This window comes from Hahella sp. NBU794 (assembly GCF_050749805.1).
Classification (GTDB): Bacteria; Pseudomonadota; Gammaproteobacteria; order Pseudomonadales; family Oleiphilaceae; genus Hahella.
In genome coordinates, this window is record NZ_CP192738.1 from 3,983,081 (window position 1) to 4,006,757 (window position 23,677).

Below are 23,677 nucleotides of genomic sequence, written 5' to 3' on the forward strand. Positions count from 1 at the left end.
TTTATGGCTATCAAAGTGAAGCGGTTCGACTATCACGCCTTACCGTCCGGCCATTCATGCTTGATAACCATGTCAAGCTCGCGCCACAGCTCCTGAAGCAACTGCAATTGCTCCTCGCGTAATTTCTTATCCTTGTAACTAGCGGGCGGCTGCGCATCCAGGGCGAGGGTCAAGCGGTAAATATCGTCAATAATTGAGGATTGTTCCGACTTCATAGCCTTCTCCAAATCCGGATAACGATGACTCCCGGCAAGTCTTTCACGATCAGAGCGGCATTTCAACGGCTATTCAAAACGGGGACGATCTGAGCTTGCACCCGTCGGTTTCGCTAACGCCTTCTATAATGAGTTAAAGTGAGTGAGAACAAGCCTCACCGCAAACATTGAATTTTCGGGCGGAGCATTATGACGAGACAGCTTGCGCTCACCCTGGCCTTATTCCTGTTTATCGCCGGCAGCTCGGCGCAGGCTATGGTGATCGCAGTCATCGGGAAAACCAAGAACGACAGTTTTTATGTCGCGTCCTTTAACGGGTGCCAGCGCTTTGCGGCGGCCTATACTGATGTAACCTGCATTTATGATGGCCCTGCCGACTTCCAGGACCCCAGGTCGCAAGCCATGGTGGTGCAGAAAATTATCAACCAGGGCGTCGATGGGCTGCTGATTTCAACCACGGACTCAGAGCATCTGGTAAATAGAGCCCTGACCATCGCCAAATCAAAATCCATCCCAACGATTATGTTTGACTCGGATTTGCTGCCGGAGCACCGCAGTTACAGGATGGCTTACGTCGGCACCGATAACGTGGATTTTGGCAAAGCGCTGGGCGACTACGCGAAGAAATATAAACGTCCGACAGGCATCACGGAATTCTGTATCCAAAGCGGTCATCCGACCACGCCGAATCTGAATGAGCGTATCGAGGGCGTCCGTCTGGCGCTGAGTGAAACAACCTCTGCAAACTTCTCTAGCAAAACCGTGGGATGGAGGGAAAACAGTCGCTGCCCTCTCTATTCGGAGGGCAAGAGAGATACCGCCATCTTCCAACTGGAGCAAATGATAACGGCGTACAAACCTCCCCCCGTCATTATCGCCGTCGCAGGCTTTGCACAGTTCTCCCAGGACTACATTCCCCGCATCAAAAAATATGCGCCCAGAATAGCCAGCCATGAAGTTGTCATCATTTCCGCCGATACCGAGCCGTTACAACTCAAAGCCCTATCAGAAGGGCTGTCTACAGCGAATATCGGGCAAAGACCGTTTGAAATGGGCAGGCTGGGCGCAGAGCTTCTGTACCGCTATATCAAACATGGCGAAGCGCCCGAAAAAGAGTTTTACCACCTGGACTACCATTACTGCACACCGGAGAATATTGATTCCTGTATTGTTGAGTAGATCAAACTCAGAGAGGAGGCCAAGTATATCGCCTATATGCTTGAGCTTATGCTCCAGTAGTGGCTGATAACCAAGATGTGTCCGGCGCGTAAGTAAGGACAACGTTGCTTTTTCTGAATCAAGTTGGGTAGCGGCCATATCTATACGAAAACTATCAACGGCTTAGTGGATGCGCAAGACTCTTCTCTGCCCTATCCACCAACTTCGAGACCAATTACCCGCGTTTGTTTAGCGATCAGTCTGTATGCCTTAATTGCTTGATCTCCCTTATAAATCCTATATATTGACGGCTTTTGTACTTTTTTGACGCCAGTGAGATTTCCTGTCAAAAGAGCCCTCATATTAACCATCAAAGATGTGGCCGATTACCTCAAGGTCAACGAGCGAACCATTTACCGGCTGACAGCAAGTATTGAACTGCCGGATTTTAAAGTAGGTAGCTCTTGGCGATTTAAGCAGAGCGAACGAGAGCAATACATCTCAGCCCAACACTACCGAGCCATTGCCTACGAACAGAATGAATTATCTGCACCACTACCACCCGCCCATCTTTTAGACGAATATATGCGAACTGTTCAAAGCAATTTCAATCAAACGCAATACTTGATGGCGAAGAATGCCAAGCTAAACCAAGCCCGCGAGTTAACCGTGTTAATCAAGGAGTGATTATGAACAAACCTCAAGCCCAGCAATTATTACAAACCGCCCTAGCTAATCCCACAGCAGAATTCCGTGATGGTCAGTGGGAAGCCATAGATGCACTAGTCAATCATCAGCAGAAACTACTCGTGGTGCAGCGCACCGGCTGGGGTAAAAGCTCAGTTTATTTTATCAGCGCGAAAATATTCCGCGACCGTGGCATGGGGCCAACCATTATTGTCTCGCCTTTACTAGCCCTGATGCGCAACCAAATTGAATCGGCGCAGCATTTGGGAATTGAAGCCGAAACAATAAACTCCAGCAATATCGCAGATTGGCAGGCGGTCACTCAACGCATTCTCAATAATCAAATCGACTGCTTGTTGATTTCACCTGAAAGGCTCGCCAATGATAACTTTATCGAAACAGTGTTACAGCCAATTGCCGACCGTATCGCCTTAATGGTGATTGATGAGGCGCACTGTATTTCTGACTGGGGCCACGACTTCCGCCCGGATTATCGCCGTATCGTAAATATTCTGCGTCAACTGCCTGCCAATATGCCAGTGCTAGGTACAACCGCCACTGCAAATAACCGGGTGATACAAGACATTCAAACCCAGCTTGGCGATATCCAGATACAACGCGGCCCATTGATTCGCGAAAGCCTTGCACTGCAGACTATGATACTGCCCGATCAGGCCTCACGTTTGGCGTGGTTAGCTCAAGTGATACCAACTTTACCCGGTACAGGTATTGTTTACACCCTAACAGTGCGCGACTCCGAACAGGTAGCAGAGTGGTTAGGCGCTAATGGCATTGATGCCAAGGCTTATCACGGCAGTGCTGAGGCTGATGGTTTCGAGAATAGCAATGCTTACCGCCAACATCTGGAGGAGCTGTTGCTCAATAATCAATTAAAGGTTCTAGTGGCGACTACTGCCTTGGGTATGGGCTATGACAAGCCAGATTTGGGCTTTGTGATTCACTATCAAGCCCCTGGCTCTATCATCGCCTACTACCAACAAGTTGGCCGCGCAGGAAGAGGTATTGATTATGCCGTGGGTGTGCTGATGTCAGGAGTGGAAGATCAGAATATCCACGAATTCTTCAGAGAATCTGCATTTCCATCAGAAGCTCAGGTCAATGAGATTTTACAAGCATTGACCAGCAGCGATGGCTTATCTATTCGTAATATAGAAGAACAGACTAACCTAAGTCATGCCCAGATTGAAAAGGTACTTAAGTTACTATGTGTGGAAAATCCCGCACCAGTTATCAAAGACGGTAGCCGCTGGGCCAGAACACCTGTGCACTATCAAATGAACCATACTCGGATTACACATCTGACTGGACAACGTGTTCAAGAATGGCAAGAGGTGCAGCGGTATCTGGAGGATACTGACTGCAAAATGACCTTCCTTCGCAGGGCTTTAGATGATCTTGCTCCAGCTCCCTGTGGAAAGTGTTCATCTTGCATAAGTCACCCAGTTATCAACGTAGCCATTGATCCAGCATTGGCGCATAGAGCCGGAGTCTTCCTTAAACGTGCAGAAATGGTTATTTCTCCAAAAGCACAGGTCGCAACTAACGCGTTTTTGGAATACGGGCTTAGAGGCAACCTGCCGCAAAATCTTCGTGCGCAAGAAGGGCGCGTCTTATCACGCTGGGGTGATGCTGGCTGGGGGCGTACGGTTGCAGACAACAAACATGCAGGGCTCTTCAGTGACGAGTTAGTAGAGGCCATGGCTGAAATGATTCAAGAGCGCTGGCAACCTACCCCATCACCTCAGTGGCTTTGTTGCGTACCTTCACGTAACCATCCAGAATTGGTGCCGGATTTTACACGTCGCTTGGCCACTCGGCTGGGGCTACCATTTTTGGATGTGGTTAGTAAAGTCAAAGACAACCAGCCTCAAAAAAGTCAGCGGAATCGCTTCCATCAGTGCCGAAACCTGGATGGGGCATTTACGATTAACCAGAAGCTACCGGCTACACCAGTCTTATTGATAGATGACATCGTGGATTCTGGCTGGACACTGACGGTCATCGCTGCGCTATTACAACAGGCAGGTAGCGGTGTAGTGTATCCCGTAGCGCTTGCTTCATCTTCGGTGAAAGATTAATGAATATATCCGGCTCCTTGTCTAAAACAGCCCAAGCTACCTTACTGCTGACCAGTTACTTTTCTAAGGGCAGCAGTGAAAATGCTAAGCCCCTTACCAATGCGGAATGGGGCAGATTCGCCTTGTGGCTGAAAGAGAAGTCAAAGACGCCAGCCGACCTGCTAGCTAGCGATTCGAAAACGTTTCTTAATGGCTGGCACGATGCGCAAATTAGTATGGATCGGATCGTGGAACTGCTTAATCGTGGCCATAGCCTCGCGCTTGCAATGGAAAAATGGCAGCGGGCTGGCCTCTGGGTGGTTACCCGCTCTGATCGAGAATACCCAAGACGCTTAAAGCTGCGACTGAAAACGGACTCGCCTCCTGTGTTGTTTGGCTGCGGCAATAAAGCCTTACTAAATGCGGGAGGTTTGGCGGTGATTGGCTCTCGTAGTACCAGTGACACAGACCTTTTGTTTACCGATCAAATAGGCGCTAAAGCGGCGACGGAGGGTATGGCCATTGTCTCAGGTGGCGCGCGAGGTGTAGATGAGGCCGCGATGTTGGGGGCCATAAAACAAGGTGGTATGGTTATCGGAGTACTGGCGGATAGCTTATTAAAAGCGGCTACCAACAGCAAATGGCGTAAGGGCCTGATGGATGGTCACGTAGTATTGGTATCCCCTTTCTACCCCGAAGCTGGTTTTAATGTGGGTAATGCTATGGCCCGCAATAAATACATCTACTGTCTAGCAGACAGCTCTCTTGTGATTCACTCAGGCAAAAAAGGCGGAACAATCAATGGGGCAGAGGAAAACTTGAAGAACTCATGGGTGCCTCTGTGGGTTAAACCCACTAATGATAAAAGTGCAGCAAACTCTGATTTAGTATTGAAGGGAGGCCGTTGGCTGAGTGCCGATGCACAAAGCTTAAATATCACTAATCTAGTGAAAAATGATGTCAGTGCTCCAAACCAAATAAAAGAAGGGCATCAAATTGACGCCTTTCCAAGGCATACGCCACCAGAATATTTTTCAGGCGCAGAGCCAAAGTTAGAAACAGAAGTTTCCAATACAGAACACTCTACACTGAGTAACGATGAACAAGCCGACAGTACAACCAGCTCGGAACAGATTACAGATACTGATGATCCATCATCAAGTTCAGTGGATTTTTATCAACTCTTCGTTATAGAACTCAAGCGACTGGCGAAATTACCGACCACCGTTGATATGCTTATCGAGAGTACAGGACTACATAAGTCACAAATAGGTAACTGGTTGAAGCGTGCAGAGAATGAAGGAGTGATCAAAAAACTCCCCCGCCCTGGAAGCTATCAAATACTAGAGAAAAACTGATTCAGGCAGTAACACCTAAGCGCGAATGCAAAAAATGGTCGAATCACTCAAAACCACGGTACCTGGGTAAGTAAGGTCCCGCCGCCATCAAAACTTATAAGACAACGCCGTGGTGAGGTCCGCCTGTTTCTTATCCACGCCGAACTTGGGCTGGTTGTCGTAACTCACGTTATAGCTGACGCTGACGGAGAGTCCATACGCCATGGGAACGGAGGCGCCGATCATGGAGCGGTAGCGATAGTCGTCGCTGTCTTCTTTATTCTGCGAGTAAATCACGCTCTGGGACAGACTCAGCGCTCCGCCCATCAACGCGCAGTCAAAGGCTTCGTAGGCGCCGTAGCGCCAGCTTTCTTCGTGCGCATCTTCACCCACCAGGATGGCGGTTTGCGAGTAGTCCTGGGACAGGTACACCGCGCCCGCCGCCGTGCTCAGCCGACAGGTCTTGGAGCGATAGGGATAAAATCCCGGCGCCAGAAACACTTCGTGCTCTCTGTCCACCAGTTGTATTTCATCAGTGGAATAACGATAGCCCGCCAGCAGGTAATAGCGCTCGGAGAAGTTGTACTGCCAGAAGTTGTCGCTGCTTTTTTTGTCCGATAACACCTGGGGACCGGTCTCGCTGCGTTGGATCTGGTTATAGGTCGAGATGATGTTCTTGGTCGTGGTCCAACTGGCTTCCAGCACATAGGTGCGGCTGTCGTAATCCGTCTGCCCTTTACTGGACGTAATGCTGGCGGAAGCGCCGATGGTCAGGGCGTCCGGCATATTCAGCATCTTCCTCAAGGGCGACTTGGTTTTGTCCTGAACGGACTGGGTTTTATCCTGAGCGGACTGGGCTGATGCAGTCATCGTGGATGTTGAGGCGGACTCGTCAGCGACGACAAAAGACGAAAACATCAGGGCGAAGACTGGGAAAAAGACAGACAGAGAGGCGACGCCGGAGGAACTTTCCATTGTTTTTCTTTGCTCCAGAGAATACCAGGGAGACCTGCGCGCCGGGCGCGCGCAGGCATGTCCGCGGCGCGCGAATGCACGCCGGGAAAATATGCGGTCAGAGTGAACGCGTCAGTTCGATAAAACGATCAGCGTCCGGCTTACGCCTTGGCGGTGGCCGTTTTAGCGGTCTTGTCGTCTTTGCCGAGATTTTCCGCGTAGGCTTTGCCCTTCTCCAGTTCTTCCGCGTAGAACGCGCGCACCGCTTCAGGGTCGAAGTTCAGGAAGTTGCCGCCGGACTCAAAGTGCTGGATGAACACCCGCGCCAGCGCATAAGTAGAGGCGCCCGCCATAATCGCCACGCTGGTGGAGCCCAACACTGTGCCGATGACCGGAATCACCTTGGTCAGGCTGGCCAGGCTCATACCAATAGGAACGGGAGCCGCAGAGCCGACCAGAGAAGCAATCAATGACTTACCGATGTCCTGGGAGAATTTGATCTCATAAGTCTTTGACATGCTGTGCAGCATTTTCAACTGCAGCGCCGTCAAACCGGCGAAATCAACTACAGGAATCGGCACCAGCCCTATGCCCATTGACCCCAGCACGTACTTTCTGGTCATTGCGCGCACGCCCGCCAAACGCTCTTCTACATTCACTTCCGTTTCTGTTGTGTCTTCTTTAGTTGCTGTTGCAGCCATACTGATGTTCCCATATTGATGATTATTAGACTTACGCAGGGTATATACGTCCGTAAAACATCAAATACAAATTCACGGGCGGTTATATATATCGTTACTATTTTATTTCCCGCCGCTGATAGCGATAGTAATAAAACAAACAACATATACAAAAAGAAGTCCTGGACCTCCGAAGTGTCCGTACTGAGACTAGTTCAATACCTATAGGCCCGCAAGTACTTTTTTTGTGCATTCGCGCCCTGTTTCAGCGCCGCCGTCGCTATATTTCAATTCTGCAAATCCCCTGTCATATAAGGCTTTCACGCCGGCCTCCCGATTTTTCGAATAACGCCCGCCAAACCGTCGCGCAAATGGGTCGCCAGGCCCATCGCCAAGCCTGCGGCATTATTTTTAATTGCTTAATTGATATCGTCATAATTTGGGTCTACCATTTGACTGCAGCTGGAGTTAGCCCTACATGCTATAGCCGTTACTTAGGATTGAATCGTCTCTCCGCCGGGGAGAGAGAAAGGCATGGAAAAGGATCAGAATAATTATGCTTCACGTCCTGTTATATCTGCTTGTATGCTTATTTGTGGCGTTCCTTGGCAAAAATAAGAAGTTCGGCTTTACCTTAAACTTTTTTATTTCCTTTTTATTCTCCCCCATCGTCGGCCTGATCGTTGTCTTCGCCCAGGCGGACAAGCACCTCGTCAAGACCTCGCCGTGATTCCCTCAATGGGCTTCATGGTCGTGTTTTCCAATATTTTTTCACCCGGGTGGCGTTAACGCGCCAGGCAATCACGCCGTCGCTATGAAGAAATATTAGAAGGCTTTACCGGAAGTAGCCTGAAGTCGTCCCGTGGCGTTTTGGCCGTGGGCCTCTATGCGGTAGGGAGGCGTGCGCCATGCGTCGGTTAAAAATAATAAATTACGACATCGAATCATGGTTACAGATACTACTCGCCGCGTTACAGACGCCGCTCGCCGTCCGTTTTACGCCGACATCAGTCGCGCGTTGCAGTCTCATGCGATCACTCAGGGAGACGCCGACGCTTTCGTCTTCCTGACCGAAGATCGCGACGCCCGTTTCCCGCTCACCTATGCCGAACTGGATCGACAGGCCCGACGCGTGGCCGCCTTGTTGCGACGTCACGCCCAGCCCGGAGAGCGGGCTTTGCTGCTGTTTCATCCCGGACTGGAATTTCTGGCCGCCTTCTTCGGCTGCCTGTACGCAGGCGTCACCGCGATCCCCATGCATCCGCCGAAAAAGAACCGCAGCGCAGAGCGTCTCGACAGCATTCTCGACGACGCCGACGCCCGCGTCATCCTCGCCAATGACTCCGTCGCAGCCGCCATCGCGGATGCGGACGCCGGCGACAAACGTTTACGGGAAGCGGTCTGGCTCACGGTGGACGCAAGTCTGTTAAACCCGGCGGATGCCGCAACAGACAACGGCGCTTACGACAGAGAGAGCAACAGAGAGAACAATACCGAGGACAGCGAACCCGCATCGCTGCACGCGGACGATCTCGCGTTTCTGCAATACACCTCCGGCTCCACCTCCGCCCCCAAAGGCGTCATGGTGAGCCATCGCAACCTGATTCTGAATCTCGACGAACTGCATCGCTGCTACGACCATGACGCCGACTCCATTGTGGTGAGCTGGCTGCCGCACTTTCATGATCTGGGGCTGATCTACGCCATTCTGACGCCCTTGTACGCAGGCTCGATCTGCTACCTGATGGCGCCGGCGACCTTCATCCGCAACCCGGTGCGCTGGCTGCAGGCGATCTCCGACTTCCGCGCCACACACAGCGCCGCGCCCAATTTTGCGTACCAGCTCTGTATCGATAAAATCAGCGCCGAGCAAAAGCAGGATCTGGACTTATCCTGCTGGCAAGCCGCCTGCAACGCGGCGGAGCCGGTACGCTATGAAACCCTGCGGGATTTCGCCGCCGCCTTCAGCGATTGCGGCTTCGACTATCAGGCCCTCTCCCCCAGCTACGGTCTGGCGGAAGCCACCGTCAAAGTTTCCATCACCCCTATATCCGAACCGCCCACGGTGTTGCATGTGGAGCGGGAGGCGCTGTCCCAGGGCGAAGTGAAAATCGTCGCCGCCGGCGCGCCGGGCTCCACGCCCCTGGTCGGGTCCGGGCGGGTGGACATGGACACCAAGAGCCTGATAGTGGATGCAACGACGCGGACGCCCTGTCTGCCGGACAGAATCGGCGAAATCTGGGTGCGCGGCCCTTCCATCGCCAGCGGTTACTGGGCGCGGCCGGAGGCCACCTCCGACATCTTCGACGCGCATCTCGCCGACCCGCAGGGCAGATATGCCGGCCCTTACATGCGCACAGGCGACCTGGGATTCATTCATGGCGCGCAGTTATTCATCACCGGCCGCCGTAAGGATCTGCTGATCATCGACGGCGTTAATTACTATCCCCAGGACATCGAAAAGACCGTTTTCGCCAGTCATCCAGACCTGACCGCCGACAACGGCGCCGCCTTCTCCGTGGATATCAACGGCGAGGAGCGTCTGGTGATCGTGCAGGAAGTGAAACGCACCGCCGTACGTCAGCTGGACGGCGACGCCGTCGCGCGCGCCATTCGTCAGGCGGTGTTTCAAGAGCACGAGCTGCCGGTGCACGCCATCGCCCTGCTAAAGCCGTTGCAGGCTTACAAGACCACCAGCGGTAAAATCCAGCGTCAGGCCAATCGCAAAGCCTGGCTGGACGGTTCGCTACAGCCGATCTATCAATGGCGCGCCGGCGCCCAGAGCGATACAACAGCGCAGGCTGCGACACCGGCTCAAACACAGGCCGCCACTGAAGCCACAACGCCCGTCATCGCGACGGAAAGCCCTAACGCCAAAGACATTGCCGACTGGTTAACCCAACAATTGGCGGCGATCACCGCCCTGCCCGCCGCCGACATTGACCCTAACGCGGATTTCGCCAGCTTCGGGCTGGCCTCCCGCCACGTGGTCGCACTGAGCGGCGAACTGGAGCGCTATGCGGGCGTCGCCACGCCACCCACCCTGTTTTATCAGCATCCCAATATCACCCGGCTGGCGGCGTTTGTCGCCACGTTGGCCAGCGGGTCGCCAAACCCCAAAGACAACGGCGGCGCAACCAGAGTGAAGCGCAAAAATGCGCGCCTGGTGGACGTGGAAGCCACGCCATTTGAAAGCAACGACCCCATCGCCATTGTCGGCATGGGTTGCCGTTTCCCCGGCGCGGACAGTCCACAGGCGTTGTGGCGCTTGTTGAACGAGGGCGTGGACGCGATTCGCGAGACGCCGCCGGAGCGCTGGAGCAGCGACGCCTATTATCATCAGGAAGCCGGCGTCGACGGGCGCATGAACACCCGCTGGGGCGGTTTTCTGGATGACATTGACCAGTTCGACCCGCAATTCTTCGGCATCGCGCCCCGGGAAGCGGAAACCATGGACCCTCAGCAACGCCTGCTGCTGGAAGTCTGCTGGGAGGCGTTGGAAGACGCGGGCATTGCGGTCAGCGCTTTAGCCGGGAGCGACGCCAGCGTATTTATGGGCGTCTGCAACACCGAGTTTCAACGCATCAGCTACGCAGACCGCAACGCCATTCGCATGCACACCGGCACCGGCGCCGCCGCCAGCGTGGCGTCTGGGCGCCTATCTTATTTGTGGGACTTACGCGGTCCCGCCATGACCATCGACACCGCCTGCTCGTCCTCCCTGGTGGCGGTTCATCAGGCCTGTGAATCCCTGCGCCGCAACGAATCCAGCCTGGCGCTGGCGGGGGGCGTCAACCTGATCCTGCTGCCCGGAGGCACTATTTCCCTGTCCCAGGGACGCATGATGTCCCCGACCGGTCGCTGCAAAACCTTCGACGCCGAGGCGGACGGTTACGTGCGCGGCGAAGGCTGCGGAGTTGTGATTCTGAAACGTCTGGCGGACGCGCGCCGGGACGGCGATGAAATCTACGCCCTGATCCGCGGCTCCAGCGTGAACCAGGACGGCCATAGCAACGGCCTCACCGCGCCCAATGGACAGGCGCAACAGGACGTGATCCGTTCCGCGCTGTTCAAGGCGGAAGTGCAGCCCTGCCGCATCCGTTATGTGGAAGCCCACGGCACCGGCACGGCCTTGGGCGACCCCATTGAGGTGAACAGCCTGCGGGAGGTGCTGGAAGAAAATCGCGACGGGAACCACCCATGCAGCATCGGCTCCATCAAAACCAATATTGGCCATCTGGAGGCGGCGGCGGGGGTGGCCGGGCTGATCAAAACCGCTCTCGCCCTCAAACACCGGGTGATTCCCGGCAGCCTGCATCTGCGCCAACGCAATCCTCTGATTGATATCGACGAGCGCCTGTTTCGCTTACCCCAGCGCAGCGAGCCCTGGGACGGAGAATTGTTGGCGGGGGTCAGCTCTTTCGGTTTCAGCGGCTCCAACGCCCACGTCGTGCTGCAAGGAATAGTGGATGCGCCCGCCGAATCCGCTTCCGACGCCGTGGCTGCAGCCACCGTGCCGCAAGGGGATGACGCGCCTTATCGCCTGTTGACGCTATCCGCCGCCGACGCCCAGGCGCTACAGGCGCTGGCGCGCCGTCATGGCGAACATCTGACGACCTTGCACGCCAACGCCCAACTGACTAACGGCGCTGGCTGGGCGGACTATTGCCATACGCTGAACAACGCCCGGGAGGCCTTGCCCTATCGCCTGGCTCTCAGCGCACAGAGCGCGCAGGACGCCGCCGGAACGCTCAAGACGTTTCAAGGACAGGAAGCGCCGAATCTGAGTCTCGGCGTGGCCCGACACGCTCCGGTGATTGTGTTCCTGTTCTCCGGTCAGGGCGCCCAGTATCCCGGCATGATGCGGCGTCTGTATGAGACCGAGCCGGTGGTGCGGGACACCCTGGACCGTTGTGAAGCGGTGGCTGCGCCGTTGCTGGGGCAATCGCTGCTGACGCTGATGTTCAATGCCGACCCGGACTCCGGCATCCATCAAACCCGTTTCACCCAGCCCGCGTTATTCGCCTGCGAAGCGGCGCTGGTGCGGCTATGGATGTCCTGGGGCGTACAGCCGCAATTGGCGTTGGGGCACAGTGTAGGCGAATACGCCGCCGCCCACGCCGCCGGTCTGTTCAGCCTGGAACAGGGCATGAAGCTGGTGTTGCGGCGCGGCGAGCTGATGCAGTCCCTCCCCGCCGGAGAAATGCTGGCGGTGTTCGCGCCTCGGGACAAAGTCGAAGCGCTGCTGCAGGATTCCGGCGTCGCCCTGGCCATAGCGGCGGACAATGGACCCGACCTCACCGTGATCAGCGGTCGCGGCGAAGCCATGGCGCAGATACGCCCTCTGTTGTCCCAACAGGACATTCGCTTCCAGTCCGTGCAGGTTTCCCACGCCTTTCATTCGCCGATGATGGCTCCCATTCTGCCGGATCTGCGCAAGGTGACGGAGTCGACGCCGCTGGGACATCTGCAATTTCCCCTGCTGTCCAACGTCACTGGCGACTTCATCGAAGCGGAAGATTTCGAACACGATTACTGGTTGCGGCACACCATGAATCCGGTGGAATTCCGCAAGAGCATGCTCACCGCCGCGGATCGCCATGTGGATCTGTTTCTGGAAATCGGCCCCGGCGCCAGTCTGTGCGGCATGGGCAAACGTTGCCTGTCGGACAGCAAAGCCGCCTGGGTGCACAGCATTCGCTATGGCGAAGACGAACAGGCTTCCGTGCTCAACGCATTGGGTCGCGTGTATTGCCATGGCGGCGCGCCGGACTGGCGCACGCTGCCGGGACGCCGCCGTCTGCGGGACGCCGCGCTGCCCAGCTATCCCTTCCAGCGTCATCGTTACTGGCCGCAGAACTATCAGGAATCTCACGGGAGCACTGACCGGGTCGCCGATGGCCATCCGCTACTGGGTCGCGCCACCTCGCTGGCGGAGCCAACGGGCGACCTGTACGACCAGCATCTCGACGCCAGCGCGCATGCTTTTCTGGCGGGACACAAAGTCAGCGGCGCCGTCGTATTCCCCGGCGCGGCCTACATCGACATGGCCCTGTCCGCCGCAGGACGACACTGGCCGGACGCCGGCGCGCTCTGCCGCAACATGCAATTCCTCGCGCCGCTGGTCGTCGACAATCTGGACCACTGGCGGCTGCAGACTCAGTTTATTCAAACAGGCGCGGACGCCGCGCAGATCAGGATATTCGCTCGTCGCGATGGGCGTGATCAGAACGGGGCTCCCTGGCGACTCCACGCCAGTTGTGAAGTCAGTCGACAGGACATTGCCGAGCATCAGGAACCACTGCGCCAGCTCCCTACTGAAGCCGCGCTGGCCCAATATGAAAGCAGCCTGTCCGGGGAGCAGTTCTACGCGCAATGGCGCCAACGGGGCAATGACTGGTCCGGCCAGTTTCAGGGCATTCAACGCATCTGGGCATCGCAACAGGAAGCCTGGGCGCTGATTCAGGCGCCTGAAGAGACCGCCGCACAGCTCGACGCCTACCGCACGCATCCCGCCGTACTGGACGCCTGCGCACAAACCCTGGCGGCGCTAGGAGGCGACGAGAAAGGTGCATTTGTCGGACATTCCGTACAAAATCTGCGATTTTTACGCAATTTCAGCAAATATAGCTATTGGGTGCGCGCCCGCCTGACGCCGCAGAATGCATCGTCGGAGCATCTGCTCAGCGGGTCGTTAGCCATTTTCGACAATCACGGCGACCTGTTGGCGGAAGTGGAAGGCTTACGCTTCAGCTTCCTCGACGCCGCGGCGGGACGCAACTCCGAGGACGAACAGGCGTTCTCCTTCAAGCTGACCTGGGAACGGACCGAGATCCCCGCAACGCCGGAGAAAACGCTCACGGAGGATCGTCAAACTGATTTTGACGCCGACGCGGTTTTCGCCAACGGGTCCTCTCAATTGGCGCTGCGTCGCTATGGCTCCGTCCTGCTCTGCATCGCGCCGGAGATTCCTGAAGACACCGCCGAACCAGACGAATTGCTGGACAACCTGGTGGAACAGCTTGAGGCCATTCTTGAAGCCCTGGCCGCCGCAGAGGAAGACGACGAGGACGCGCCCCGGCTTTGGCTGCTGACCCGTCGCGCCTACGCGGTGACGGAGACGGACGCCGCGGTCTGTCCCTACGCCGCTGCGCTATGGGGATTTGGGCGCGCACTGGCGGTGGAGAGGGCCAATCATTGGGGCGGCATGGTGGACCTGGATACAGAAACGTCCGCTAAAGACCAGCGCCTGTTGCTGGAGACCATACTGGATCAGGACAGCGGCGCAGACGCTCAGTTCGCGATTCGCCACCGCGCCATCTATCGCGCAACATTGGGTCGCACCGATCTCACCGCCGGCCAAAGTCGGACTTTTTCTCTGCGCGCCGACGCCAGTTATCTCATCACCGGCGGCCTGGGAGACTTGGGGCTGTGCTGGGCGCGCTGGCTGGCTGAGCACGGGGCGCGACGGCTGGTGCTGATGGGACGTAACGGTCTGCCGCCACGCTGCGACTGGACGCAATTGTCGCCGGACTCTCGCGACGGACGACGCGTCGCCGAGCTTCGGGAGATCGAAACTCTGGGGGCGCAAGTCAGCATCGCCGCCATAGATATCAGCGACAGCGCAACCTGCTCCTCCTGGCTGCATCAATATCAGCAACAGCAACCCGCCATTCGCGGCGTGTTACACGCCGCCGGCGTCGCCCACGCCATGGCTGTCGAGACGCTGGATCGGGAGGCGCTGCGCGGGGAAATCGCCGCCAAGATCTGCGGCGGCGAAACGCTACGCCGCTGCTTCCCGGTCGGCTCTCTGGATTTTCTGCTGCTGTTCTCCTCCACTTCCGCCGCGTTGCCGTCTCCCCGTCTGGCGGCCTACGCCGCCGCCAACGCCTGGCTGGATGGATTGGCTGCGCAACGGCGCGCGCAGGGAGAGCTGGCGCTGTCCGTGCAATGGGGCGCATTCCGTGAAATCGGCTTGATGGCGCGGGCGCAAAGAGACAACAACACCGCTAGTGTGGGTCTGACGCCAGACGCCTGCGTGGCGCTGACGCCTGCGCTACTGGCGGCGAACCAGGCCGTCATCGGCGTCACGCCAGAAGATCCCAATTTAGCGGCTTACGCCGGGGACAGTCTGTACTTACAAGGGCTCAAGCCCGTACAGGTTGACGCGCCCGCCAGTAACACAGCAGAGGAAAACCCAGCGTCCCTGGACTGGCTCGACCAGCCCCAGGAACAGCGCCAGACGGCGCTGCTGCGCTGGTTGACCGAGCAGGCCGCCGCCGTGTTGCGACTGAACCCGGACAACCTCGACCCTGCCGCGCCTTTAACGCAATACGGGCTGGATTCGCTGATGGCGGTGGAGTTGCGCAATCGCATTGAGAAAAACCTGAACGCCAACGTCAGCATCGTCGACATCCTGAAAAGCAATGGTCTGGACGATCTCACGCAGAGCGTCGCTGACAGGCTTACTGAGCGTGACGCGGACAAAGGCGCTTCCACTGCGCCGGAAACCCTGCCCGCGCCCCTGGATTGCGGCGCGCCCTGGGAGCTGTCTTACAACCAGCAGGCGCAATGGTTCCTGCATCAACTGGACCCGACCAGCCCGGCCTATAATGTCTCCTTCGCCGCCCGCCTGCGCGCCGGTTTTGCGGGAGAGCAGGATCACGCCTTCCTGCAGGCCGCGCTGAATCGGATCGCCCGCCGCCATCCGGCGCTGCGCACGGCGATTCAGGTGGACAGTAAACCGCGCCAGCAGGCTCGGGACGATATCGCGATCCCCTTACAGGTGGTGAACGCCCATGACCTTGACGCTTCCACGTTGTATCAGGAAGTGCGGCGCGCTTATCAAACGCCGTTCGAATTGTCCCGCGCGCCCCTGCTGCGCGCCTGCGCGTTCGTCACCGCTCAGGACAGCGTGCTGCTGCTGACCGCCCATCACGCGGTCTGCGACGGCTGGTCGCTGTGGGTGATTCTGGATGAGCTCAAAGCGCTGTACGAGGCGCGCCGTGCAGGCGTCGCCCCGGAACAGGCCGCGTTGCCGACGTTGACTCACTCCCAGGTGGATTTCGTGCGCTGGCAAAACGCCATGCTGGACACGGAACGCGGCGAGCAGCTCTGGCATTACTGGCGAGACGCTCTGGCGGACGCCGACTTCGAACTGAATCTGCCGGCTGACCTTCCCCGCCAGGGAGCGGCGCAGAAAGCGGTGGGCGAATCCATCCACTTTCAGCTCGCCCCGCAACTGGACACAGCGCTGCGCACCCTGGCGAAACAACGGGGAACCACGCTGTTCAGCCTGATGCTGGCGGCGTATCAGTTGCTGCTGCACCGCCTGTGCGGACAGCAACGCGTTATCGTGGCCACGCCGGTGCACGGACGCAGTCGTCCTGAATTTCAGCCGCTGGTGGGGGACTTTGTGAATCTCGCGCCGGTAAGCAGCCGCTTCGACCCCGAGCTGTCCCTGGACGACTACCTGCGCAACCAGCAGAACACCTTGCTCGACGCGCTCGCCCACGGCGACTATCCGCTGCCGCTGCTGGTGGAGCGGCTGGGCTTGCAGCGTAATGGCATGGGCCAGTCTCTGGTGAAAACCACCTTCATCATGCAGAAGCCGCAAACCGACAACGCCACCCTGGACCTGTTCCTGGCTACTGACGATAACCTGCGGGTGAACTGGGGCGACCTGCAACTGTCGCCCTTCCCCATGCCGCAGCAGGAAGGCCAGTTTGAGCTGTCCCTGGAAATCGCCGATAGCGCCAATGGCCTGCAGGGTTTCCTGAAATACGACGCCAATCGCTGGAGCCGCACCGGCGTGGCGCGCTTGATCCAACGCTATCGCCATATTCTGTCCTCGCTCAGTGTGGCCGGCCAGCTTGCCCAGCCGCTGACCGACTTGCCCTGGTACGATCAGGACGAGCGCCATCAGCTCGAGCAAAACGCCTGCGAGGCTGCGCCCACGGAAGCCAGACTCACGGCGCCGGATCTGGTCAGCGGATTTCTCGACATGGCGCAGGCGTATCCCGAACGAATCGCCGTCTCGGACAGCGCCCGCCAGCTCAGTTACGCCGAACTCAATCAACGCGCCAATGGCGTCGCCGCCTGCCTGCGTGAACAGGGGACGCCCGCCGGCGCCGCCGTGGGACTGTGCGTGTCCCGCAGCGTGGATCTCATAGTCGGTCTGCTGGGGATTCTGAAAAGCGGCTGCGGTTACCTGCCCCTGGACCCGGCGCACCCGCCCGCCCGTTTGAGCGCGCAACTGGCCGACGCTGGCGTCGCCGCCCTGGTCACCGACCGCGCCATCATGCCGACTATGGCCGCGCTGGAAGGCCTCGGCGCCGCGCAATGGCTGTGCGTGGAGGACGTCACCGCCACAAGCGAAGAACCACAGGTCGCTCTTGGGCCGGACAGCCTCGCCTACCTGATTTACACCTCCGGCTCCACCGGCGCGCCAAAAGGAACGCTGGTGGAGCACCATAGCGTCATCAATCTGGTCAACGCCCTGTGGGATCAGGTCTATCATCGTTACGACCAGCCCATCGCCGTCGCCCTGTGCGCCAATACCGTGTTTGACGCTTCAGTGCAGCAGATTTTCGCCGCCCTGCTGCTGGGTCATCGATTGCTGATCGTGGACGCCGACAGCCGTCGCGATCCCGCCCGCCTCGCCGATTTACTGAACGCCGAACAGGTGCGCTGCGCGGACTGCACCCCCAGCCTGCTAGGTATGCTCACCGGCGCGGATCAGGCCAGTCGTCTGACGCTGGACAGCCTGCTGGTGGGCGGCGAAGCCCTGTCGATGGAGCTGGTACGCGCCTTTTATGAAGCCAACCACCACAGCACACTGATCAATGTGTACGGACCGACGGAATGCTGCGTCGACGTCAGCGCCTGCGCCCTGCAACGCAACACCCTGCCGGAAGCCGCGATCACGCCGCTGGGTCGTCCTTTGCGCGGCGCCAGTCTGTTTGTGCTTGATCCCTGGGGGCAGCCTTTGCCGACAGGGGCCGTAGGAGAAATCGTGATCTCCGGCGCCGGCGTCAGCCGCGGCTATCTCAAGCGCCCGGAATTGCAGACGGAAAAATTCGTCGCCCTGCCCGAGCTAAACGCCTCCCGCGCCTATCGCACCGGCGACCTGGGCCGCTGGCTCGACGACGGCCAGTTACACTATCTGGGACGGCGGGACGCGCAGGTGAAAATCCGCGGTCACCGGGTGGAGCTGGGCGATATCGAAAATCAGCTGGCCGGCCATGACGCCATCGCTGAATGCGCCGTCGCCCTGTTCCCGCAACGCCAGCAACTGGCGGCCTATGTGGTGTATCGCCAGGATGCGACCCCGCCGCCCAGCGCTCAGGATCTGCAGACCCATTTACGGGACCGGCTTCCTGAATACATGATCCCCGCCTATATCCTGACGTTGCCGCGTCTGCCCATGAACGCCAGCGGCAAACTGGATCGCCGCGCCCTGCCGGAACCGGAAGGCGTCGCCGCCATGGACGGGGGCGCGCCGGTGTCGGAAGTGGAGCGGCGGGTGGCGGATATCTGGCGACACTGCCTCAATCTGTCCCGCGTGGGCCGTGACGACAATTTCTTCGACCTTGGCGGCCACTCCTTGTTGCTGGCCCAGGTACAGCGTCAATTGAGCGACGCCTTCGGACGTCCGGTGGCGATGGTGGACCTGTTCGCCAATCCCACCGTGGCGGCGACCGCGCGTCTGCTCAGCGCCGCGCCGGAGGAAGACGCGCTGTCCCAGGCGCCTCGTCGCAAAAACAACCGACTGGCGGGCCGTCGCAACGCCAAAGAAGCGCAAAGGAGTCTGCGTTCCAATGAACAGCTTTGAAGACAATCCCGAAGCCGGCGCCGACAGCGCTATCGCCATCGTCGGCATGGCCTGCCGCTTTCCCGGCGCGGACACGCCGGAGGCCTTCTGGCGCAATCTGGTCGCTGGCGTGGAAAGCGTCGCCGAACTTACCGATGCGGAACTGGACGCCGCCGGCGTGTCGAAAAGCGAATACCAGCGCCCGGACTACGTGCGCCGGGTGGCGGCGCTGGGAGACGTGAGCGGATTCGACGCCGCCCTGTTCGACATGAATCCCAGAGAGTCGCAATTGCTCGATCCGCAGCACCGATTGCTGCTGGAATGCGCCTGGGAAGCCCTGGAGCGCGCCTGCTGCAATCCGGATGAGTTCGCCGGTCCCATCGGGGTATTCGCCGGTTGCGGCATGCCCAACTATTTCTATCGCCATGTGCTGCCGAATACGGACGCCCGCCGAGTGTCGGATCTGTATCAGGCCATGCTGCTCAACGACAAGGATTTCCTCAGCACCCGCATCGCCTATAAATTGGGCCTCACCGGTCCCGCCGTGGGAGTGCAGACCGCCTGCTCCACCTCCCTGATGGCGGTGTATCTGGCCTGCCAGAGTCTGCTGGCGGGGGACTGCGACCTGGCCCTGGCCGGCGGCGCGTCAGTGCAACTGCCGCAACACGGCGGTTTTCGCAGCCAGAGCGGCATGATTCTGTCACCGCGGGGCCAATGCCGGGCGTTCGACGCTGAAGCGGACGGAACCGCCGTCGGCAGCGGCGCGGGACTGGTGGCGCTGAAACGCCTTGACGACGCCCTGGAGAACGGCGACCGCGTGCTGGCGGTCATTCGCGCCACCGCCGCCAATAACGACGGCCGTCGGAAAGTGGGTTTCACCGCTCCCAGTGTGCAGGGACAGGCGGAAGTCATCCGGGAGGCGCAGCTCACCGCCAATATCGACCCTCGTTCGATTCAGTATGTGGAGGCCCACGGCACCGGCACCCATCTGGGCGATCCCATTGAGATCGAAGCGCTGGCGCGGGCTTTCGACATCGCGCCCGGGGGCGGACGCCGTTGCGCCATCGGCTCGGTGAAAACCAATATCGGGCATCTGGACGCCGCCGCCGGCGTCGCTGGTCTGATCAAGACCGTGCTGTGCCTGCATTACGAGACCTTGCCTCCCAGCCTGCATTGCCAGCAACCCAATCCTCAGATCGACTGGCTGCGCACGCCCTTCCGGGTCTGCAGCGAAACTGAATCCTGGCCCCGGGGAGACGCGCCGCGACTGGCGGCGGTCAGCGCCTTCGGCATGGGCGGCTCCAACGTACACGCCATTCTGGAGGAAGCCCCTCTCGCAACCCGCGCCCCCCGCAACGCGTCACGTCAGCAAGACGAATCGGCGCCCAGTCAGTTACTGTTGCTGTCCGCCGCCGGCGAACAATCGGCGGATCAGGTGGCGGAACGTCTGGCGCAACATCTGGACGAGCGACCCCAGACTTCGCTCGGCGACCTCGCCTACACCCTGGCGCTGAGCAAGAAAGCCTTGCCCTATCGCGCAACCCTGGCGGTGGCGACGCCCGCGGAAGCCATCGCGCAGCTGCGTTTTCCCAACGACCTGAGCTGGCGGCGGGTGCAGGACAGCGCGCCGACGGCGGCCTTCATGTTTCCCGGACAAGGAGCGCAGTATGCGGGCATGGGCGCGGAGCTGTACCAGTCCGATCCGGTTTACCGCCAGGCGGTGGACCAGTGCCTGCAAGCCGCGCCGCCTCTTATTGCGCAAAAGCTGCGGCCGTTGCTGACCCGCCCCCGCGGCGCAGACGCGGAACAGGGAGACAAAGACCTGAAACAAACCGCGCTGGCGCAGCCGGCGCTGTTTATCGTCGATTACGCCATGGCCATGCTGTTGCAAAGCTGGGGCCTGACCCCGCAGGCGGTGATCGGGCACAGCCTGGGGGAATACGTGGCCGCCTGCGTGGCGGGCGTGTTCAGCCCGGAAGATGGCGTGCGTCTGGTGGCGGAACGAGGCCGCCTGATGCAGAGCATGCCCGCGGGAGCCATGATCGCCGTGCGCATTACCCGCCAGCAGGCGGAAGCCTACGCCGGCGCGGGAGTATCCCTGGCGGTGGCCAACGGCCCGCAAGCCAATGTATTCGCCGGTCCGCCCGGCCCCATGGAGGATTTCGCCGCCGCGCTGGAGGAAGCGCAGATCGGCTATCGCCGTCTACAGGCCTCCCATGCCTTTCACACGCCGATGATGGAGCCCATGCTGGACGCCTTCGCCGAGCTGCTCGACGCCATGACGCTGCAGGCGCCGCGGCTGCCGGTTTACTCCAACCTGAGCGGCGCGCGTCTCAGCGCCGAGCAGGCCGTCAGCGCGGACTACTGGCGTCAGCATCTGCGACGCCCGGTGCAGTTCTATCAGGGATTGCAGACCCTGTGCGCGGACACCCATGTGGATACTCTGCTGGAAGTAGGTCCGGGACGCGCCTTGACCGCATTCGCCGGCGCCTTGCCGCAAACCGGGGAGATGTGTCGGGATGCTATCGCAACCTTCGCCGCCGGTCCCGGCCAGGACTCGCGCAAAAGCGCCCTGGAGTGCGTCGGCCGTCTGTGGAGCAAAGGATTCGCCATCAACCGCCCAGCCCTGTTTGCAAACCTGGACGGGCAATTCGTCCCCACGCCCACTTATCCTTTTGACCGCCGTCGCTACTGGATTGATCCGCCCAAGCTCACCGGCGACGCCTTCTCCGAGGAACGCCAGGCTCTGGAGGACTGGTTCTACACCCGTTCCTGGAGCCGTTTGAGCGGGACGGCGAACAGCAACGCCAGGGGCGGCAAATGGCTGCTGCTGACCGACGCTGACGCCACTACCGACGCATTAATTCAGGGGCTGTCAGATCATCGACCGCACACATTGGTCACCGTCACGGACACCGCCGTCACCGCGCTGACGCCCCACGCCGAGCATCCCGACCAGCGCCAGACCATCGCCCTGCCCGCTGACGCCGCCAAAGATCCCGCCGCGCTGTTCGCCCTGCTGGCGGAGAATGACCTGTTGCCGGATCATGTGCTGTTCGCCCGCAACCTGAGTCCACAAACTTCAATCAGCGCAGAGTATGAGACCGCGTCTCAGGACCTGTCTCTGCTGAGCGCCTTATTACAGCAATTGGGCGCATTACGAGCCGACGTGCTCGTCGCCGTGGCGACCACCGGAACCCAGTCGGTGCTGGGTTCGGAATCCTTGCGTCCCGCACGGGGCGCGCTATTGGGTCCACTGTTGAGCGCAAGGCAGGAGTTTCCCGCGTTGCACACGCTATTGCTTGATGTGCAAGACGCTTCCGCCGTCGCCACCCTGGCGCGACAGGCCCCGGCGTTACTGACTTTGGCCGATCCTGACCAAGAGGCGGACTTTAACGCCGGACCGCCCATCGTCGCCCTGCGCGGACGTCATGCGTGGCGTTGCGAATGGCGGCCCTGTCGGATCGACGGTGAATCGAAAGCGGCAGGCTCCACCGCCGAGGAGCCCGCCGACAGCGGCGTTTATCTGATCACTGGCGGCCTTGGCAAAATCGGGCTCGCCCTCGCCACAGGTCTGGCGCAGCGCGGCGCGCGTCATATCAGATTAGTGTCGCGCACGCCTCTGCCGTCACCGGAGCAGTGGCCGCAATATTTGGATGATCCATCAATGCCTGACCAGCAACGCCACGCCATCGCAACCCTGCTGGACCTGCACGAAGCGGGCGCTTCGGTCAGCGTCACGGCGGCGGACGTCACCGACGTCAACGCCATGGGCGCGCTGCTGGATGAATTGTGCGACCGCTACGGCGCCATCGACGCGCTTATTCACGCCGCCGCCGACATGTCCCAGGCCCAGGAGCAACCCATCAACGCCGATTTGGCGCAAACCTGGGAAACCATGATCCAGGCCAAGGTCGAGGGCGTGCGCGCTCTGGCCGGACTGGCCGCGCAACGTCCGGTGCGGCGGGTGGTCTGCATGTCCTCGCTGGCGGCGCTGTTGGGAGGCTATCAAATGGGGGCGTACGCCGCCGCCAATCTGGTCATGGACCTGGAAGTCGCGCAGTGCGCCACCCGCAGTGACGCAAAGCAGGGCGCCAAATGGCTGTCGTTTAACTGGGATGCTTGGCGTCCACATAGCGCCAGCGGCCTGGGCATGGGCGCGAACGCAAAAATTGCGCAGGAATTTTTTGACAAATCCGCATTGGCCGCCAATGCTATAGATTCAAAGGAAGGGTTTTTGGCGCTTGAGCATGCATTGCGGCTATCCGACGCTGTGCTGCAGATGGAAGAAGAGCACCAGGTTGCGATATCCACACTATCGCTGAAGTCTCGGTTCTACCGACTTTACCATCCCCGGAGAATAGCTCCCGGCCATGACGCCGGAGCATGTTCTCGGCCACATTCAGTACCTCCCGGCAGTAGCGGTGACCTTGCGCCCGGCGATCACGCGGAGCTTATGCTGTGCGACATTCTGGGCGAACTTCTGGCTGTACCGATCCTTAACGTAAAGGACAATTTTTTTGACCTCGGCGGCGATTCCCTGATCGCAACGCAAGCGATTTCCCGTATTCGCGAACGTTGCGGCGCGGACCTGTCCCTGGCGGATTTTTTCAAATGTCCGTCGGTGCGGGAGCTGGCCGCGCTGACCCGTGACAAAACGGACGGGAACAGCGCCGAAAGCGGTCAGGCGCCATCTGCGGACGCGCCGACGAGGGTTGAAATAGAACTATAAAGACAACGACAGACAAAGGGAGTG

9 protein-coding genes are annotated in these 23,677 nt (G+C 59.2%); 6 read left to right on the plus strand and 3 right to left on the minus strand.

Features of this window, described 5'->3' with window-relative positions; translation table 11 throughout:
* Window positions 1-32: 32 nt before the first annotated feature.
* Window positions 33-215 carry a hypothetical protein gene (locus ACQYWX_RS17570; RefSeq protein WP_431685769.1) on the minus strand — a complete coding sequence of 61 codons (183 nt, stop codon included), beginning with the start codon at window positions 213-215 and terminating at the stop codon, window positions 33-35.
* Between the two features lie 189 nt (window positions 216-404).
* Between ACQYWX_RS17570 and ACQYWX_RS17575 the strand changes: the two genes are divergently transcribed.
* From ACQYWX_RS17575 to ACQYWX_RS17590, 4 genes are all read left to right on the plus strand, one after another.
* On the plus strand, window positions 405-1,394 hold the full coding sequence (locus ACQYWX_RS17575; RefSeq protein ID WP_431685770.1) for a substrate-binding domain-containing protein: 990 nt from the start codon (window positions 405-407) through the stop codon (window positions 1,392-1,394).
* A 312-nt stretch (window positions 1,395-1,706) separates the two neighbouring features.
* Entirely contained in the window at window positions 1,707-2,060 is a 354-nt protein-coding gene (locus tag ACQYWX_RS17580; RefSeq protein ID WP_431689517.1) for a helix-turn-helix domain-containing protein, read from the plus strand.
* A 2-nt stretch (window positions 2,061-2,062) separates the two neighbouring features.
* Window positions 2,063-4,159, plus strand: a complete 2,097-nt coding sequence (locus ACQYWX_RS17585; protein ID WP_431685771.1) for a RecQ family ATP-dependent DNA helicase — start codon at window positions 2,063-2,065, stop codon at window positions 4,157-4,159.
* On the plus strand, window positions 4,159-5,496 hold the full coding sequence (locus ACQYWX_RS17590; RefSeq protein ID WP_431685772.1) for a DNA-processing protein DprA: 1,338 nt from the start codon (window positions 4,159-4,161) through the stop codon (window positions 5,494-5,496). Before ACQYWX_RS17585 ends, ACQYWX_RS17590 begins: the two co-directional genes overlap by 1 nt.
* 87 nt (window positions 5,497-5,583) lie before the next feature.
* On the opposite strand, the gene ACQYWX_RS17595 is transcribed toward ACQYWX_RS17590, so the two are convergent.
* Both ACQYWX_RS17595 and ACQYWX_RS17600 read right to left on the minus strand, forming a co-directional pair.
* Window positions 5,584-6,450 carry a DUF481 domain-containing protein gene (locus tag ACQYWX_RS17595; protein WP_431685773.1) on the minus strand — a complete coding sequence of 289 codons (867 nt, stop codon included), beginning with the start codon at window positions 6,448-6,450 and terminating at the stop codon, window positions 5,584-5,586.
* A 140-nt stretch (window positions 6,451-6,590) separates the two neighbouring features.
* Window positions 6,591-7,130, minus strand: a complete 540-nt coding sequence (locus tag ACQYWX_RS17600; RefSeq protein ID WP_127971198.1) for a YcjF family protein — start codon at window positions 7,128-7,130, stop codon at window positions 6,591-6,593.
* Between the two features lie 925 nt (window positions 7,131-8,055).
* On the opposite strand from ACQYWX_RS17600, the gene ACQYWX_RS17605 reads away from it, so the two are divergent.
* Together ACQYWX_RS17605 and ACQYWX_RS17610 are read left to right on the plus strand one after the other, a co-directional pair.
* Window positions 8,056-18,942 (plus strand): amino acid adenylation domain-containing protein, encoded by a 10,887-nt coding sequence (locus ACQYWX_RS17605; protein ID WP_431685774.1) that lies wholly within the window; start codon window positions 8,056-8,058, stop codon window positions 18,940-18,942.
* A complete protein-coding gene (locus ACQYWX_RS17610; RefSeq protein ID WP_431685775.1) occupies window positions 18,929-23,653 on the plus strand; it encodes an SDR family NAD(P)-dependent oxidoreductase in 4,725 nt (1,574 codons plus the stop codon). Before ACQYWX_RS17605 ends, ACQYWX_RS17610 begins: the two co-directional genes overlap by 14 nt.
* Window positions 23,654-23,677 lie beyond the last annotated feature (24 nt).

Coding starts and splice junctions, on each gene's coding strand:
- ACQYWX_RS17610 (WP_431685775.1), top strand. CDS start 18,929: ATGAACAGCTTTGAAGACAATCCCGAAGCCGGCGCCGACAGCGCTATC.
- ACQYWX_RS17575 (WP_431685770.1), top strand. CDS start 405: ATGACGAGACAGCTTGCGCTCACCCTGGCCTTATTCCTGTTTATCGCC.
- ACQYWX_RS17570 (WP_431685769.1), bottom strand. CDS start 215: ATGAAGTCGGAACAATCCTCAATTATTGACGATATTTACCGCTTGACC.
- ACQYWX_RS17605 (WP_431685774.1), top strand. CDS start 8,056: ATGGTTACAGATACTACTCGCCGCGTTACAGACGCCGCTCGCCGTCCG.
- ACQYWX_RS17590 (WP_431685772.1), top strand. CDS start 4,159: ATGAATATATCCGGCTCCTTGTCTAAAACAGCCCAAGCTACCTTACTG.
- ACQYWX_RS17595 (WP_431685773.1), bottom strand. CDS start 6,450: ATGGAAAGTTCCTCCGGCGTCGCCTCTCTGTCTGTCTTTTTCCCAGTC.
- ACQYWX_RS17585 (WP_431685771.1), top strand. CDS start 2,063: ATGAACAAACCTCAAGCCCAGCAATTATTACAAACCGCCCTAGCTAAT.
- ACQYWX_RS17600 (WP_127971198.1), bottom strand. CDS start 7,130: ATGGCTGCAACAGCAACTAAAGAAGACACAACAGAAACGGAAGTGAAT.